This window comes from Laceyella tengchongensis (assembly GCF_900182735.1).
Classification (GTDB): domain Bacteria; phylum Bacillota; class Bacilli; order Thermoactinomycetales; family Thermoactinomycetaceae; genus Laceyella; species Laceyella tengchongensis.
The window spans coordinates 54,726-69,074 of sequence record NZ_FXTU01000011.1 but is presented as its reverse complement, the minus strand read 5'-3'; the positions used below and the strand labels follow the sequence as shown (position 1 = coordinate 69,074).

Genomic DNA, 14,349 nt, shown 5'->3' with positions numbered 1-14,349 from the left:
TAAACATAGAAAAAACTCCTTATAGATTGTTTTTTATTGATTCGACAAAAAAGGCTGCTGACCCTGCCTTTCAAGGCAGTTTGTCAGCAGCCTCAGCTGACAAGATCTCTTGTCAGCTTTTTGTCCTATTTCTTCACTGGTTCCACCTGTTTGCCATACCAACAATAAGGGTGTAGATCGCACTGGTGGCATTTGGGGCTCCTTGCGCTACAGATGCGGCGGCCATGCCAGATGATGCGGTGGTGGGTATCACTCCACTCGGCGCGGGGGACGCGTTTCATCAGCTGGCGCTCCGTCTCGAGCACATTTTCGCTGTCGGCGAGGGCTAGGCGGTTGGCAACGCGCTGAACATGCGTATCGACGGCCAAGGCTGGAATACCAAAAGCGTTGCTCAGGACAACATTGGCCGTTTTGCGTCCGACGCCGGGAAGCGCCTCTAACTTCTCCCGGTCTTGCGGCACTTCTCCACCGTATTTCTCCACCAAAATCTCACAGGTTTTCAGGATGTTTTTACTTTTATTACGGAACAAACCCAAGCCCCGAATATGCTCCGCCAGCTCCGCTTCGGTCAAGGTGAGAAACGAATCGGGGGTGGGGAATTTGGCGAAAAGTCCCGCCGTCACTTTGTTCACTTGCCGGTCAGTGGATTGTGCCGACAAGATCGTGGCGATCAATAATTCAAACGGATTGCGGTATTCCAACTCACAGTGAGCATCCGGGTACATCTGCGCCAGGATGTCCAATATTTTTCTGGTCGGAACCCGCTTTGGTTTTGGCTTCATGCGCTTCTCCCTCCTCTCCCTGGTCATCGGTCACAATCAAGCCTTACCCATTATAGCATGGCCTCAGTAGCCTTTCTCGGCGTCGATTTCGTTCTCCATCCGTTTCGCGCCCCGCAAGTAGGCGTCCAAGTTGCGACGGAATCCCTCCAGCGCTCGGGTCATGTAGCGGGGCGAACGGCCGGAAAGATGGGGGGTGAGAATCACATTGTCCAGCTCCCAGAAAGGATGTGCCGCCGGCAACGGCTCTTGCTGGAACACATCCAATACGGCCTGGGCAATGGTTCGCTCCCGCAGCGCGTCGAGTAGCGCCACCTCATCCACCACGGCTCCGCGGGCGAGATTGATGAGGGTGGCCGTCGGCTTCATCTTGCGCAATTCCTCACGCCCGATCAGCCCGACGGTCTCCGGGGTCTGGGGCACAGTCAACACGATGAAATCGGCAAGCCCCAGCACCAAGTGCAGTTGGCCTATGCTCACCATGCGGTCAAAGTGCGGCGTTTCCCGGCCGTCGGTATTGACACCGATGGTTGTCATGGCAAACGCTTGCGCTTTCTGGGCGATGGCTTGCCCAATCGCTCCCGCCCCCAACACAAGCAACGTTTGCCCCGCCAACTCTCCCACGCGGATGGTGCGATCCCACCGCTTGTCTCGTTGCAAGTCCCTCAGCTGATCGGTTCGCCGAGTGATCTGCAACATGACGGCCAGCGCGTATTCCGACATGGGGACAGCATGAATGCCCCTGGCGTTGGTCACCCGAATCCCACGCGCGCTGATCGCTTGAAGCGGCATCTTCTCCAGACCGGCGCTAATCACGTGAATCCAACGCAATTGGCGGCATTGGGCAATCCGTTCTTCATCAAGATCTTCCCCGTAAGTGATCATCACTTCCGCATCAGGCAAAGCAGTTGCCGCTTGTTCGATATGATCGAAGAAAGAGAAGCGGACATGCGGATAATCCGTGGTCATTGCTTGCTGATGCTTACCACTGATTTTGGCCGTAGACACGACCCTGACCGCAGAGCTCTGTTGCCCCATCCAGCGCTCATCCATGCCGGTCATCCCTCCCTATCTTCCGCTTCACCGCTTCAATAATCAATTCTTCGCTGAATTCATCAAATGTACTGCGGTGGAAAGTACCATAGCTGTTCACGATCTGAAAACCGCACAGAGTCAATAAGTGAAAGCATTCCGTCGGAAACAGGTAGCGTAAGTCAAATTGGACGCGAACCCGTTCCAGCTGCCGCCCTTCCTTGTCATAGCGATCCATGTAACGGATAACGCGGGCGGTTTGACGGTAATGATCAAATTCAGTGTAATCGTTCACTTCAATCAACTCTTGCGTTCCAGGGACGGGAAAAGCACCACAATATGACAGTTTGCTGTCCTTTTCAATCAAGTCCCACAGTTTGGGCACAAAGATATTAAAAGCGAAGAGGCCGTCATCGGTAAGATAGCGCCGAACACGCTTCAACGTCTCCACTTGGTCATTGACAGTTAACAAGTGCAAAAAGGAACGATAGGGAATGATAATCAGCGGAAATTGCTCTGTCAGCTCCATGCGAGCCATATCCGCTTCGATCCACTCGATCTTGTCAGTAAGCTCCATCTGTTCTGCTTTCTGCCGGGCACGGTTGAGCATGGCCGGGGAATTGTCTACGCCGACGACGGGAATACCCGCCCGGGCAATCGCCAAACTGATCCTCCCCGTCCCGCATCCCAATTCTAGTACCGGTCCACCACTAGCTTTCGCTAAATCCACATAGTAAGTCACATCCCGATCTAGTCCCGTTGAGGTCCAATCATAATAATCAGGCAAATCATATGCGTATTGCTCCATCCCACTCACCTTTCTATCGTGGTGAAATCAGAAGCGGTTTTCCCATCTAGGAAAACCGCCGGCAACAAGAATCAATTACTTCAACTGTTCACGGACAAAATTCAACACTTCTTCCACATGGCCGGCAACTTTCACCTTGTAATCCACTTTGGCCAGCTTGCCTTCTCGATCGATGACAAACGTGGACCGCACAATACCAATGGATTTTTTACCGAACATGTTCTTCTCTTTCAACACGTCATACGCCGTGCATACCGTCCCATCCGGATCGCTCAGCAACAAAAACGGCAAGTCGTGTTTTTTAATGAACTTCTCATGAGATGCGATCGAATCGCGGCTAATGCCCAACACAACGGTGTCCAACTCCGCAAAAGCGGCGTGTTTATCGCGAAATTCGCAAGCCTCCATGGTGCAGCCGGGGGTGTTATCTTTAGGATAAAAGAAAAGCACCACATTTTGACCCCGAAACTCAGATAAAGATACTTTTCGGCCATTGGTTGCATCCAATGTGAAATCAATCGCCGGTTCTCCTACCTTTAACATCTTGGCACCTCCACCATCCATTATGATTGACCCCATTCTACCATGTTCCGCACCGGAAAACCAAAATCGGCGTCACATCCATTCGTTTTTGGAAAATATGTTGGGGGAAGCAGGTTCCGCTGGCTTATCCGGCGCCGGCCACCAACATGAAAAAGCGGGGAAACTCCTGTCACTCGGAGCTTCCCCGCTTTTATCTTTATATCCGTATAAAGCAATGCTCATCAAAGAAAATGCTTGATAATCCCTTGTACACTTTGGAGCGAGAAGACCGCTTTAATCCCCCAAACCGGCACAACTAACAGCATGATCAGGATTTCGGCAATCACTTTCATCTCGCTCAACCCTTTCATTCATATTAAAATGATGTATTTTCATCATAGAAGGGTTAAGTGAGATTATCATAAAAATCAGATTAAAAATAGATTAGAAACGAGAAGTGATTATACCCCTGGTTGTGCAGGCAAACGAACAATTACCTTGGTGCCCAATCCCAACCGGCTTTGGACTTCCATCGTACCTTGTGCCCTCTCCACAATCTTTTGCGCGATGGACAACCCCAACCCACTACCGGTTTGCGAGACATGCCTTTTCGCCCGGTAAAAGCGGTCAAACACCCGGGGCAACTCGTCTGCCGCGATTCCCTGCCCTGTGTCCTGCACAATGAGTTCGATCCATTGCCCCTCTCTGGTGCAGGAAACCGTGATCAAGCCGCCGTCTCCGGTGTACTTTCCGGCGTTATCAAGCAAGATGTCTAACAATTCTTCCATGTCGGCCCGCCAGCCGATCACATCCAGCGGTTGCTCAGGCTCCTCATATGCAATCGTCAAGGTGCGGTGTACATGCCGCCACCGCTTAACCCGCTCAGAGACGACGGTAGTAAGCTCAAACGCTTCCAACTCGCTTGCCGGCTCATCCACTTCAAACCGGGCCAACCGAAGCAAGCGCTCAGTGAGCTTTTCCACCCGTTCCAGTTCCTCATCCATCGTCGCCAGCGCTTCTTCGGCCACTTCCCGCCGGCTGAGCCCCCACCGCCGTAACAAGCCTACATATCCGCGGATGACCGCGATCGGGGTCCGCAACTCATGCGATACATCGCTGACAAAGGCATTTTGCTTCTGCATGCTGGTGTAGATACGATCCAACAGCGAGTTAAATACCGTGGACAACAACGCAATCTCATCCCCCGTGGCCGTTATTTCCAAGCGATGTGCCGGCTGCCCCGGATCAAATGCCTGCACGGACTGGATGATCTTTGACACCGGACGAAACGCAAGTGCGACCGTCAGGTACCCACCGACCAAGACAAACAAGAGCAAAGCCACAGATGCTGTGATCAATACGCCCAAGGCCATGTGCAAATATTGGGTGACAAAGGAGAAGTCGGTGTACAGCTCGATGCGTCCCCGATCCCGCTCAATCGGCGTGGTCAGAATAAGGACACTCTTTGAACCCACCTGCACCAAGCTCCGCCGGGGAGCAGCTTGTCCCTCCCGCAAAAACACTTCGGAAGGAATCCCCTTGTCCACAACGCCGGCGGCTTTACCGGCGAAAATGATCCTGACTGCCTGACCGTGTTCGATCAACGACGGCAACCAAACCGAATAGGGCAATTCCGATAGTTCTTTCTGTTCATGAACCTGCTTGATCGACGCCAGTTTGCTCTTAAGAACGGTTTCTTCGGTGTGGACCAGCCAATTTTTCAGAGCAAAGTACACGAAAATATGAAACAAAACGAGGATGCCGATTAAGCCCACTGTCAACAGCAACGACAAACGCCAACGAATGGGCATTTTAATGTTCGCGAATAACATAGCCAACCCCTCTGACCGTCTCGATGATGTTTTGGCATCCCATTTGCTCCAATTTCACTCGCAAATAGCGGATGTAAACATCCACCACGTTGGTATCGCCCGTGTATGAATACCCCCACACTTTGTCAAGAATCATTTCCCGGGTCAACACATGGTTTTTGTTTTGCATCAGGTAGGCGAGCAGATCAAACTCGCGCGTCGTCAATTTCAACTCTTTTCCCGCCACCGTCACTGTCCGTTCTTCCAACAGAACAACCAACGGATCGAGTGTGAGCTTGGTCAGCGGTTGACTCCATTGCGATTGCCGCCGTTCAATCGCCCGCATGCGCGCCAACAGCTCTTCAATGGCAAACGGTTTGGTCAGATAATCATCCGCGCCAGCATCCAAACCGCTCACCCGGTCAGGCACCGCATCGCGCGCCGTCAGCATGATGATGGGCACCTGGCTTTGCCCGCGGATGCGGCGGCAAATCTCCACGCCACTTAAATCAGGCAACATCACATCCAATATCAACATGTCCCACTGGCCCGTTTCCCACAACTCCAACGCCTTCCTGCCCGTTAGCGCGACGGTTACCCGATATCCCTCATATTCCAGCTCCAATTGGAGAAAACGGGCGATGTTCCCCTCGTCTTCCACCAACAATACGTTTCTACTCATGCCATCCTCCTACTGCCATGCCTTCTCCGTTTCATTATACTCCGATTATAGACGTTTCCACTCTTGCGATGATAGGAGACATCCTCCCATGCACCTTTTCCCGGTTCGGTTTTAATCATGGTTACTGGGGCCTGGCCCGATAGGTCCGGGAGGCAAGGGTGGTGGTGTGCTGGGCTCCGTTGGGGGCTGGGACGGTTGCGGTACCTCCTCCTTCTCTTCCTCCCCGGCGGCCTTATTGACCAGATTAAAAGTGGTACCGACATTGAGCGAAGCGGCATCATACACCGCATTAATTTTGATCGCCCTGATCCAGATGTTAATCATTAACCACCACCGCTCCCGTCAAAGAAATCAGGATCGAGATAGACGTTCTTTTCCAAATCGATGTTGCGCGGGAAATCACCCACGGGTGACGATCCCCCAAGTGACTTGGTTAACGCTTCTTGCCCAATGTTGATGGTGCTTCCGAAATTGATCGTCGCCGCGCTGGAAACGCTGTTGATCTTCACATTAAAAATGTTGTTGATGGTGCCCAAGTGCGCTTCCCCCCTTTACACCGGTCTCATGTTAGGACGTCTCCTTGATTCTCAGTTTGGAAGCTCCTCGCTTGCTGGGGAGTTTGTTAAAGCGGATTTCCAAAACCCCCCTGCGGTAGCGTGCACTGGTGTAGTTTTTGGACACGGGGGCTCCTAAGGGAATGCATTTTTGAAATTCACCCCGGCTCCGTTCCGCCAGCGTCATGCGATATCCGTTGTAAGGGATTGAAAAGCGTCCAGACAGCCACAAGGTATCGTTCTCCACCTTCATTTCCAATGACTGAATATTATCCATTCCCGGCAAATCAACAACGACAATCACTTCGTTTTTCCCATGATACACATCCGCTGCCGGCCCTTTGCGCTCCGCCGCCGAAAGGATATCTTCAAAGAAGTCATCCCCCAAAAATTGGCGCGCCAATTGGTTCCATCCTTTATTGGAAAGTTGGCTTATCATCGCAAGCTCCCCCTTTGCTCCCGCCTGGCTTTTGCGTCCGCAGTTGCCCATATTTTATGCATTGCGTCCCCCACTTGTCACAAAAGGTTGCATGAACCGGTGTACAGCCTCCATATACTTTAACAAGACGACAGAGGAGGGACCCCGGTTGCATGGATACGACCCCGACCACATCCTGCGCATACTTTGGGAACGGATCTACTCGCTGGAAAATAAATTGCAAATGCTGGTAAATGAAAACGAAGCGTTGCAACAGCAGGTAAAACAGCTGAAGCCCCTTCACATCGATAAAATCGAATACAAAATCCATGAATTGCATGTGGAAACATTGAGCGGCACCTTGAATATCGGCCTGACCGCAACAGGCGAAGAAAATGGTGTCGGTGAAATCATCGAACAGGTCGTCAAACAGCAGGGAAACACCCACATCGGCGGTGACGATGATGACACCGAGGACACAGCCCCGCCTGGGGATTGATTTGCTCCTCCCTATTCCCTATGCTAAAGGCATGGATTTGTGAAGGAGGAACTACCATGCGCGACATCATCGCAGTGGCCATTGGCGGCTTTGTCGGCACCACTTTGCGCTTCGCCGCGTCCAAATGGATTCCCGCAGCTCATTTCCCATGGGGCACATTGGCTGTGAATCTGATCGGATCGTTTTGTCTCGCTTTAATCACCTATGCACGGGGCTTTCCCCTCCATCCTCGGATTCGGCTTGGATTGGCGACCGGACTGATCGGCTCATTCACCACGTTTTCCACCTTTTGCGCGGAATGGTTGAGCCTTCCCTCCCCGGCTGCTTTCGGATATGGCAGTCTCTCTCTCATCGGCGGACTTGGATGCGCGTGGTTGGGGGCGCAGATCGGAAAGGGACGAAATGCATGATGACCACAATATTCATCGGATTGTGCGGCAGTTTGGGCGCCGTCGCCCGCCATCTTGTCGGAAAGTGGATCAAAGCCCACTGTTCGCGATACTCTTTCCCCTGGGCTACGTTTTTGATCAATGTGAGCGGCTGTTTCGCGCTCGGACTCGCCCTCGGCTCTGCCGGCGCTGAATCACTCGCCTCAGCCTTGGCGCACAGCCATCCGTTCACCACTGGTTTTCTCGGCGGATTTACCACTTTCTCCACGTTCACTGTAGAATGGTTGGAGTTATGGCAAACAAAAAACCGATTAGCCGCCATGCTGTATCTCTTGTTCAGCGGCACAATCGGTCTGTTGGCTTGTTGGACAGGCTATAAAATGATGTGATGCCTTAATTCCCTGCTCCCCGGTAGTGCTTGATGCCGCGGTTCCAGCAAAAGACACCGAAAGCCAAATAGGCGGCCCCCACCACCGGGGTGAGCAAGGCATATATCTTCCATTCACCGTGATCCAGCAGATAGCTGGCCGGATAAAACCCGACAAATGCAAACGGCAAAATCCAAGTCAATGTGAACTGAATTATTTTATGATAAATATTGGTCGGATAGCGACCGTAGTTACTGATATTAAACATAATCGGTTGAATATCCGATTTGGAATCGGTGTACAAGCTGATGCTGGTCAGCGCGATGAAGATGCCTGCGTAGATCAGCACACCCCCCAGCGTGAATACAACGAACAACAGCGGATCATACCAAGTCCAGTCCAGATCCAGATGCCACCCGGCCACGCCCATCACGATGCCTCCCGTCAACACCCCGATCAGGGATTCGGGAGCCATCGTCTCCATGATGACCTGCACTAAGCTGTGCACCGGCCTCGTCAACACCCGATCCAATTCTCCTTTGATGATATAACGATCATTAAAACTCCACAGATTTAAAAAGGAAGAAAAGATCGCCCATGGGATTAGAAAATACCCATAGATGAAAATCACTTCAGCTTGGCTCCACCCCTTCAAACTCGGGGTATGTTGGAACACGACCAGGATGAAAACCAGATTAAGTCCTTGGTGAAAAAAATTGCTAATAAATTGAACCAAAAAATCACCGCGATAAGACATGCGGGTCTTCATATATTGTTTGAAATACTCGACTAACAATCGAAGATGAAACATATTAGCCCCCCTGCACAATCAAGGTTTTGCGCGCTCTCAGCCAAATGAGTTGCACGGGGATTGCCAACAGGACGCACCAAGCCGCCTGCACCGAGAGCGCATGCCAAAACGCATCCCCCGAGAGGCCTTTAACGAGCACCATGCTAGGCAGATAGCTGATCGCCTGGAAGGGCAGGTAGCTGAGCACCGCCTGCGCCCATCCCGGGAAGAAGGAGATCGGGATCGTCAATCCGGACAAAAGATCCACAATCATGCGTTTGGCCCAAATCATTCCTTCATTGTTCAAAATAAAAAAGGCCAGCACCCCTGTCAGCAAGTTCACTTCCACATTGATGATAAAACCAAGGAACAAGCTACAGGCAAACTTCAACCAATCCCACGATAATCCGGGAAGATCCAACGGAAACACAAGCGACACCACCAGCATGCCCGGCACGCTGAACAGTAGCAGACGGAACACGCCTTCCCCCAATCCTTGAAATGCTTTAACAATCAAATAGTGGTATGGGCGGATCAATTGGATCGCCACCGTGCCGTCCCGAATTTCTTGCGCAATCTCCCGATCCAAGTTGTTAAAGTAAAAAGCCCGCGCCATCCAAGAGACGGCGATATAGGTAGCCATTTGCACCGCGGTCAGGCCCTGCAACGAGGGCTTATCCCCGTAAATAGACATCCACAGGAAATAATAGACGCCGATATTGATGCTGTAAATCACAATCCCACTGTAATAGTTCACACGATAAGCCAACATCATCAGAAACCGGATGCGGATGACTTCCAAATACATTTTAAGCAAGCGTCATCCCCTCCTGGTAAATCTTGCGCACAATCTCTTCCGTCGACACTTCTTCAATCTGCATCTCGACAATATGCACATGCTGAACGATTTGCGCCAACACGTCGGAGACAGCCAAATCAGGTTGTTCCAAATGCAAGACGACTTGCCGCTCCCCTTTTCGCTCCCAGCGAAGCGGCATGCCTGCCGTTCTCGCTTCCAGCTCGCTCATGTCCACTTCCCGCGCCAATTCGAAGTGCACTTTTTTCCCTTTGACCCAATTGCGGCGAAGCTCTTGCAAACCGCCGTCATAAATCACTTTGCCCTGATCTAGCATCACCACACGGGAACAAAGAGCTTCAATGTCGGAGATGTCATGTGTCGTCAACAGTACAGTCGTACCAAATTCGCGGTTGATCTCCCGCAAAAAAACGCGGATGTTCTCTTTCACCAGCACATCCAACCCAATCGTCGGTTCGTCCAAAAACAACAACTTCGGTTGGTGGATCAGCGCCGCGACCAATTCACACCGCATCCGTTGCCCAAGGCTTAGTTTGCGCACCGGCTGATCCAAAAGCTCACCGATGTCCAACACCTCGATCATCCGGTCCAGCCGTTGTTTATAGTCGGCGTCAGGCACTTGGTACACTTGTTTCAACAGCCGAAAAGATTCTTGCACAGCAATGTCCCACCACAACTGGCTCCGTTGCCCGAAAACCACGCCGATCGTCTTGACAAACTTCTCCCGCTCCCGGTGCGGATCGAAACCATTCACTTTCAATTCACCGGCCGTCGGTTGCAAAATACCGGTCAACATCTTGATCGTTGTCGACTTTCCGGCTCCGTTTTCACCGATGTAGGCTACCATCTCACCTTGTTCAATCGTCAAATCAATGGCATCTACCGCGCGAATGGTGCGATATTGCCTGTTCAGCAGATCGCGAAACGCACCTTTGAGCCCCGGGCGGCTTTGATACACCTTGAATTCTTTTGTCAGGCCACGCGCTTCAATCGAACGCATCCTCCCACTCCTTTCACAATCACTGCCATGAAACAGAAGGCTTGGGGATGGCCTTCTGTTGTTTTCAAAGATACTAACGAAAAAAGGCATTCCCAACATGGAATACCCAACTACTGTCTATTTCAAAAGCATTTTTCCCATTGCCTTCTATAGCATACCAAAAAAAAGTTTTTTTGCGAAGACATTATAAGCAACTTACTTTAATAAAGTTTCATTAAGCCGCTTTCTCAGCCCTCGGCTATCGCACCGACTGATTTACAAAAGCCAACTTCCCGCGCGAGAAGTTGGCTTTTCTCCTTTACAGATGCTGATCAATCAGTTGTTTGATTTTCGCTTGCAATTGGGTAGTGGTATGCTCCACTTCCTTTTGCGACACCGTGAACCGAATGATCCGCTCATCCAAATTTAACGCCTCTTCCATCGAACTCATCAGGTCGACGGCTTTGCGATCCAATGACAGGATCACGTCCACTTCACTCATATGCGGATAGAAGACAAGGATGATTTCATCCAACTCCGCTTGATAGGGCCCCAACGGCGCAAGGCGGTATTCTTGGACAAACGGGTGGCGAGAATAAAACTTATCGAAGGCGAAGTTGACACTGCTCAAACGAAAGCCCACCTCTTCTACCGCATGCAACACGGTATCGACTAGCGGGTGGGGCAAAATCTCGATTCCGTCCGTATCACTTGGATCCACTGCCATTTTAATGTCCAAACCCGTTTTCACATAAATGGGAGAACCTCCCGTCGATACCGGTGCATCATACGGTAGCTGGAATTGGAACGGCAACACCTGCGTTTCCCGCACACCGATCTCAAAAGCATCCGTCAGGCGGAATTCATCGATGACGTATTCATGCTCAGACCCTTCGTGTTGGTACTGCATGACCAAATATAGATAGATATCCTCAATCAGTTGCGGGGCTTGTCCTCCTTGCACGAATACCTCCCCGCGAATGATATCCCCCTGTCGATATGTGGCTTTTTCCAAGCGGGTGTCCACTTTGGCGGAGCCTACACCGATGCTTGCTAACGCTTTACCAAAAAACGACATATACTCAAGCTCCCTCTCTTCTAAGTGAATTTATTTTTTACCATGCATCCTGCACCTTTAGGCCATGGTATTGCCCGGCTTGCGGTTCAACATCTCCTGAATCTTCAACAATGGATCGTCGGCGACTTGCTGACCATTGATAAACAAGGTGCCGTTAGGATCATGATATTCCCACGCAAACGAGCTGTTAAGTACCCGTCCCGAACGGATCATTTCGATTTCCATATGAATGCTGACTTCAGAGACAAAAAAGATAATATTCAATTCATCAACGTAGCCGTGGTAGCGACCCGTCGGCTTGAATTGAAACATCTGAAAAAACGGGTGCGGTTTGGCCGTCGTATCATGTTCATTGTGGATCCGGTACAAGATAAAACCAGCGTCCTCCACTTGTTTGAGCAACTTTTGCACCAGCGGAGTAGGAAACACTTCAATTTTATCTAAATCTGTTGGATCAATGGCCATTTTTATATCCAAGCCTGTTTTAAAATAGACAGGATAATTACCTGTCGACATGGGCGTGGACATCGGAAGCTTGATCTGGAACGGAATCAGCTTCCGCTCTTCCGCTTGGATGGTAAATGGTTGGGATAGTTGGTACTTTTCAATAGTCACTTGCGTTTTCTTGTCACCCTTGGAAACATCGGCAACCAAATAGAGATAGATGGTGGTGATATCCTGTGGTGCCTGCCCCCCTTTGACCAACACCTCGCCTTTGACGGTGTCACCCGGATGAAATTGTTTTGATTCAAGGCGCGTATCAACGGTCGCTGACCCAATCCCGATACTCGCCAACGATTTGAAAATCGGCATCATGCACTGTCACTCCTTCACATGGTAAAAAAGGGAGAGACTGGGCGGCTTAAGACTCATCGCCCATCATCTGCTTCATATATTCTTCAAACTGCAATGCCAACTGATCTTGCTCCTGGCTTTCACGCTCCAACTTCTCCTGGCGCAAGCTGGCTTTCTCCTCGCTGCCTCGCTTTTCTTTTTCCTGCTTGGCTTCGGCTACCGGTGGTTGCGGATCAACCTGTTCTGGTTGTTCCTCCGCCGGCGGCGTTGGCTCCGCTTCGCTCTGTGGCTTGCCCTTTAACTGATGATCCTTGGGCAATAAATCAAACAGGCTTGCGCGCGGTTTGGTGTGTTGCGGAGTGATCAGGTAACGCTTGGATGTCTGTTCAAGCTCCTCCCGCTGTTTCTCCAATCGTTCCTTGGTCTTGCTCTCCAGGAGTTCCCGTTGGGCTTTGAGCATCTCTTCTTGGCGCCGCCGGAATTCTTCTTCTTGTTTTTCCAAGAGCTTTTGCGCCAACACTTCAAATTCCTTTTGCAAGCGCTCCTTGAGCTCCTCCTCTTTGCGTTCCAGCTCCTGCCGCTTCTTCTCCCACTCCAGTCGTTCCTGCTTCAGCTTTTCTAATTCGGCTTGCACACGGTCCTCTTGCTCTTTCTCAATCCGTTCGCGTTCACGCTGCTCCCAGGCACGGCGCTCTTCTTCCTGCCGGGCGCGCTCCGCCTCCTCACGCTTGCGCTTTTCTTCCTCCAACCGCTCTTGCTCTTTTATCTCCTGCTCGAGGCGCTCTTGTTCTAGTCTCTCTTGTTCTTTTTTCTCTTGCTCGAGCCGCTCTTTCTCTTCTTGCTCACGTTCCCAGCTTTCTTGTTCTTCTGGTTCAGTGATGCGTTGCTTAAACTCTTCTTTCTGCTTGGCCAAAAGCTCCCGCTCTTTTTGTTCAAACTCCTGACGTTGCTTTTCCAAGAGCTCCTGTTGTTTGCGCTCCAATTCTTCCCGTTGTTTCCGCAACAGCTCCTCTTGGCGCCGCTCAAACTCCAAGCGCAACTGCTCTAGGCGCTCTTCTTCCAACTTGCGATAGAGCTGTTCCTGTTCTTCTCTGTTGTCCGCGGGGGCCGCGGGCGTTTCGGTAACCGGGGACGGTTCCTCATCCTTCTGTTGCTTCGGCACCGGCTGTTCTTTAGCGGCTTGCGCTTCCACTTTTTTCGGTCGCGGTTTGGTTTCCTCTTTTGTCGAGCCGAACAAGAAATCGAAAAACCCCCCGCCCTGCTTCTGCTTTTTCTTGTACGCATCAATCTGGGACAGCACCGACTCAGGCGATTGTTTTTTCAAGCTACGCTGGATCAGCCTGGACATGGGCTTGGAACAAGGAAAGTCGGCTGGCATTTTGTCCAACGGCTCCTCCAAGTACTGACCTGAAAGCAGGCTGAAAAAAAACGAACCCCAATCCAATGTGCGCGATTGGGCCGTAATCTGTTCCAATCCGCAAAAAAGTACACGTAATTCATCCCGGTCGTTTAGCCCAATGTTGCGCGGATCCAACAACAAATACATGGGCATGGGCTTGGACTTCAACTCGATTTCCAAAGAAAGTAGCTGACGCCCCCACTCGACCACTTGATCTTCATCAACCTCCCGCGAAGAAATTACTTCACGCAGCGGGTGAATCGCCTCATAAGGTCGAATGAATACGATGGAGCGCTCTTCTGTATATACTTCGTCATACGGAAGCACAAGCGGATGGTGCAAAGTGCGGTATTGCTGAATCGCCCGCGAAGGGGCTTGCTTCTGTAACATTGCGGATTGCAAATAAAACCGTTGGTCGTCTTTGCGAGCCACCGCGAGTTCCCCATCAAAAAATTTTACGACATGTTCTACCCGATAACCATTTCGGTATATTTCACCCACTCCAAAAAACGACAACATTCTTCGCCTCCAAACATTTCTTCCCAATTCCAACAACCAAGTTATATTCTTACAATCCGTAAAAACCGTATATTTTCCCAATCTGAGAATATCACAGGTGTAAACGTTGA

At 50.9% G+C, this 14,349-nt stretch carries 18 protein-coding genes; 3 read left to right on the top strand and 15 right to left on the bottom strand.

Annotation, left to right across the window (positions count from 1 at the left end; all coding sequences use genetic code 11):
* Positions 1-125 precede the first annotated feature (125 nt).
* The 9 genes from nth to QQZ12_RS15710 form a co-directional block, all read right to left on the bottom strand.
* Positions 126-782 (bottom strand): endonuclease III, encoded by a 657-nt coding sequence (gene nth, locus QQZ12_RS15750; RefSeq protein WP_102991448.1) that lies wholly within the window; start codon positions 780-782, stop codon positions 126-128.
* A 63-nt stretch (positions 783-845) separates the two neighbouring features.
* Entirely contained in the window at positions 846-1,832 is a 987-nt protein-coding gene (locus tag QQZ12_RS15745; protein WP_284724654.1) for a D-2-hydroxyacid dehydrogenase, read from the bottom strand.
* On the bottom strand, positions 1,825-2,619 hold the full coding sequence (locus QQZ12_RS15740) for a class I SAM-dependent methyltransferase (RefSeq protein WP_102991446.1): 795 nt from the start codon (positions 2,617-2,619) through the stop codon (positions 1,825-1,827). Before QQZ12_RS15740 ends, QQZ12_RS15745 begins: the two co-directional genes overlap by 8 nt.
* Positions 2,620-2,694: 75 nt before the next feature.
* Positions 2,695-3,162, bottom strand: a complete 468-nt coding sequence (gene bcp / locus QQZ12_RS15735; RefSeq protein ID WP_022735688.1) for a thioredoxin-dependent thiol peroxidase — start codon at positions 3,160-3,162, stop codon at positions 2,695-2,697.
* A gap of 440 nt (positions 3,163-3,602) precedes the next feature.
* Entirely contained in the window at positions 3,603-4,973 is a 1,371-nt protein-coding gene (locus tag QQZ12_RS15730) for a sensor histidine kinase (protein WP_284724653.1), read from the bottom strand.
* Complete coding sequence (locus QQZ12_RS15725) at positions 4,954-5,634, bottom strand: response regulator transcription factor (protein ID WP_284724652.1); 681 nt, start codon at positions 5,632-5,634, stop codon at positions 4,954-4,956. The genes QQZ12_RS15730 and QQZ12_RS15725 overlap by 20 nt, the downstream gene beginning before the upstream one ends.
* A 111-nt stretch (positions 5,635-5,745) precedes the next feature.
* Positions 5,746-5,958 carry a hypothetical protein gene (locus QQZ12_RS15720; RefSeq protein ID WP_284724651.1) on the bottom strand — a complete coding sequence of 71 codons (213 nt, stop codon included), beginning with the start codon at positions 5,956-5,958 and terminating at the stop codon, positions 5,746-5,748.
* Complete coding sequence (locus QQZ12_RS15715) at positions 5,958-6,170, bottom strand: spore germination protein (protein WP_029071691.1); 213 nt, start codon at positions 6,168-6,170, stop codon at positions 5,958-5,960. Before QQZ12_RS15715 ends, QQZ12_RS15720 begins: the two co-directional genes overlap by 1 nt.
* Before the next feature lie 31 nt (positions 6,171-6,201).
* A complete protein-coding gene (locus QQZ12_RS15710; RefSeq protein ID WP_022735683.1) occupies positions 6,202-6,627 on the bottom strand; it encodes an Hsp20/alpha crystallin family protein in 426 nt (141 codons plus the stop codon).
* Positions 6,628-6,775: 148 nt separating this feature from the next.
* Between QQZ12_RS15710 and gerPC the strand changes: the two genes are divergently transcribed.
* Genes gerPC through crcB form a run of 3 tightly spaced genes read left to right on the top strand, consistent with a single transcriptional unit; the run spans position 6,776 to position 7,883 of the window.
* Positions 6,776-7,105: a spore germination protein GerPC gene (gerPC, locus tag QQZ12_RS15705; protein ID WP_223248013.1), complete on the top strand. Its 330-nt coding sequence runs from the start codon at positions 6,776-6,778 to the stop codon at positions 7,103-7,105.
* A gap of 56 nt (positions 7,106-7,161) precedes the next feature.
* Positions 7,162-7,515, top strand: coding sequence for a fluoride efflux transporter FluC (locus QQZ12_RS15700; protein WP_022735681.1), 354 nt, complete (start codon positions 7,162-7,164; stop codon positions 7,513-7,515).
* On the top strand, positions 7,512-7,883 hold the full coding sequence (gene crcB, locus QQZ12_RS15695) for a fluoride efflux transporter CrcB (RefSeq protein ID WP_189318958.1): 372 nt from the start codon (positions 7,512-7,514) through the stop codon (positions 7,881-7,883). The genes QQZ12_RS15700 and crcB overlap by 4 nt, the downstream gene beginning before the upstream one ends.
* A 4-nt stretch (positions 7,884-7,887) precedes the next feature.
* Here the strand turns inward: crcB and QQZ12_RS15690 are convergent, their stop codons facing one another.
* The 6 genes from QQZ12_RS15690 to QQZ12_RS15665 form a co-directional block, all read right to left on the bottom strand.
* Positions 7,888-8,673, bottom strand: a complete 786-nt coding sequence (locus tag QQZ12_RS15690; RefSeq protein WP_022735679.1) for an ABC transporter permease — start codon at positions 8,671-8,673, stop codon at positions 7,888-7,890.
* 1 nt (position 8,674) lies between these two features.
* Complete coding sequence (locus QQZ12_RS15685; RefSeq protein ID WP_102993747.1) at positions 8,675-9,460, bottom strand: ABC transporter permease; 786 nt, start codon at positions 9,458-9,460, stop codon at positions 8,675-8,677.
* 1 nt (position 9,461) lies between these two features.
* Complete coding sequence (locus QQZ12_RS15680; protein ID WP_102991439.1) at positions 9,462-10,469, bottom strand: ABC transporter ATP-binding protein; 1,008 nt, start codon at positions 10,467-10,469, stop codon at positions 9,462-9,464.
* 298 nt (positions 10,470-10,767) lie between these two features.
* Entirely contained in the window at positions 10,768-11,526 is a 759-nt protein-coding gene (locus QQZ12_RS15675) for a sporulation protein (RefSeq protein ID WP_022735676.1), read from the bottom strand.
* A 57-nt stretch (positions 11,527-11,583) separates the two neighbouring features.
* Entirely contained in the window at positions 11,584-12,342 is a 759-nt protein-coding gene (locus QQZ12_RS15670) for a sporulation protein (protein WP_102991437.1), read from the bottom strand.
* A 46-nt stretch (positions 12,343-12,388) separates the two neighbouring features.
* Positions 12,389-14,239 carry a coiled-coil domain-containing protein gene (locus QQZ12_RS15665; RefSeq protein ID WP_284724650.1) on the bottom strand — a complete coding sequence of 617 codons (1,851 nt, stop codon included), beginning with the start codon at positions 14,237-14,239 and terminating at the stop codon, positions 12,389-12,391.
* Positions 14,240-14,349: the final 110 nt, after the last annotated feature.

What these genes read in the sequence shown, in the direction of transcription:
- QQZ12_RS15700 (WP_022735681.1), top strand. Translation starts at nt 7,162, where the DNA reads ATGCGCGACATCATCGCAGTGGCCATTGGCGGCTTTGTCGGCACCACT.
- QQZ12_RS15745 (WP_284724654.1), bottom strand. Translation starts at nt 1,832, where the DNA reads ATGGATGAGCGCTGGATGGGGCAACAGAGCTCTGCGGTCAGGGTCGTG.
- crcB (WP_189318958.1), top strand. Translation starts at nt 7,512, where the DNA reads ATGATGACCACAATATTCATCGGATTGTGCGGCAGTTTGGGCGCCGTC.
- QQZ12_RS15670 (WP_102991437.1), bottom strand. Translation starts at nt 12,342, where the DNA reads ATGATGCCGATTTTCAAATCGTTGGCGAGTATCGGGATTGGGTCAGCG.
- QQZ12_RS15685 (WP_102993747.1), bottom strand. Translation starts at nt 9,460, where the DNA reads ATGTATTTGGAAGTCATCCGCATCCGGTTTCTGATGATGTTGGCTTAT.
- QQZ12_RS15720 (WP_284724651.1), bottom strand. Translation starts at nt 5,958, where the DNA reads ATGATTAACATCTGGATCAGGGCGATCAAAATTAATGCGGTGTATGAT.
- QQZ12_RS15690 (WP_022735679.1), bottom strand. Translation starts at nt 8,673, where the DNA reads ATGTTTCATCTTCGATTGTTAGTCGAGTATTTCAAACAATATATGAAG.
- QQZ12_RS15710 (WP_022735683.1), bottom strand. Translation starts at nt 6,627, where the DNA reads ATGATAAGCCAACTTTCCAATAAAGGATGGAACCAATTGGCGCGCCAA.
- QQZ12_RS15740 (WP_102991446.1), bottom strand. Translation starts at nt 2,619, where the DNA reads ATGGAGCAATACGCATATGATTTGCCTGATTATTATGATTGGACCTCA.
- QQZ12_RS15680 (WP_102991439.1), bottom strand. Translation starts at nt 10,469, where the DNA reads ATGCGTTCGATTGAAGCGCGTGGCCTGACAAAAGAATTCAAGGTGTAT.
- nth (WP_102991448.1), bottom strand. Translation starts at nt 782, where the DNA reads ATGAAGCCAAAACCAAAGCGGGTTCCGACCAGAAAAATATTGGACATC.
- QQZ12_RS15730 (WP_284724653.1), bottom strand. Translation starts at nt 4,973, where the DNA reads ATGTTATTCGCGAACATTAAAATGCCCATTCGTTGGCGTTTGTCGTTG.
- QQZ12_RS15725 (WP_284724652.1), bottom strand. Translation starts at nt 5,634, where the DNA reads ATGAGTAGAAACGTATTGTTGGTGGAAGACGAGGGGAACATCGCCCGT.
- QQZ12_RS15675 (WP_022735676.1), bottom strand. Translation starts at nt 11,526, where the DNA reads ATGTCGTTTTTTGGTAAAGCGTTAGCAAGCATCGGTGTAGGCTCCGCC.
- QQZ12_RS15665 (WP_284724650.1), bottom strand. Translation starts at nt 14,239, where the DNA reads ATGTTGTCGTTTTTTGGAGTGGGTGAAATATACCGAAATGGTTATCGG.
- bcp (WP_022735688.1), bottom strand. Translation starts at nt 3,162, where the DNA reads ATGTTAAAGGTAGGAGAACCGGCGATTGATTTCACATTGGATGCAACC.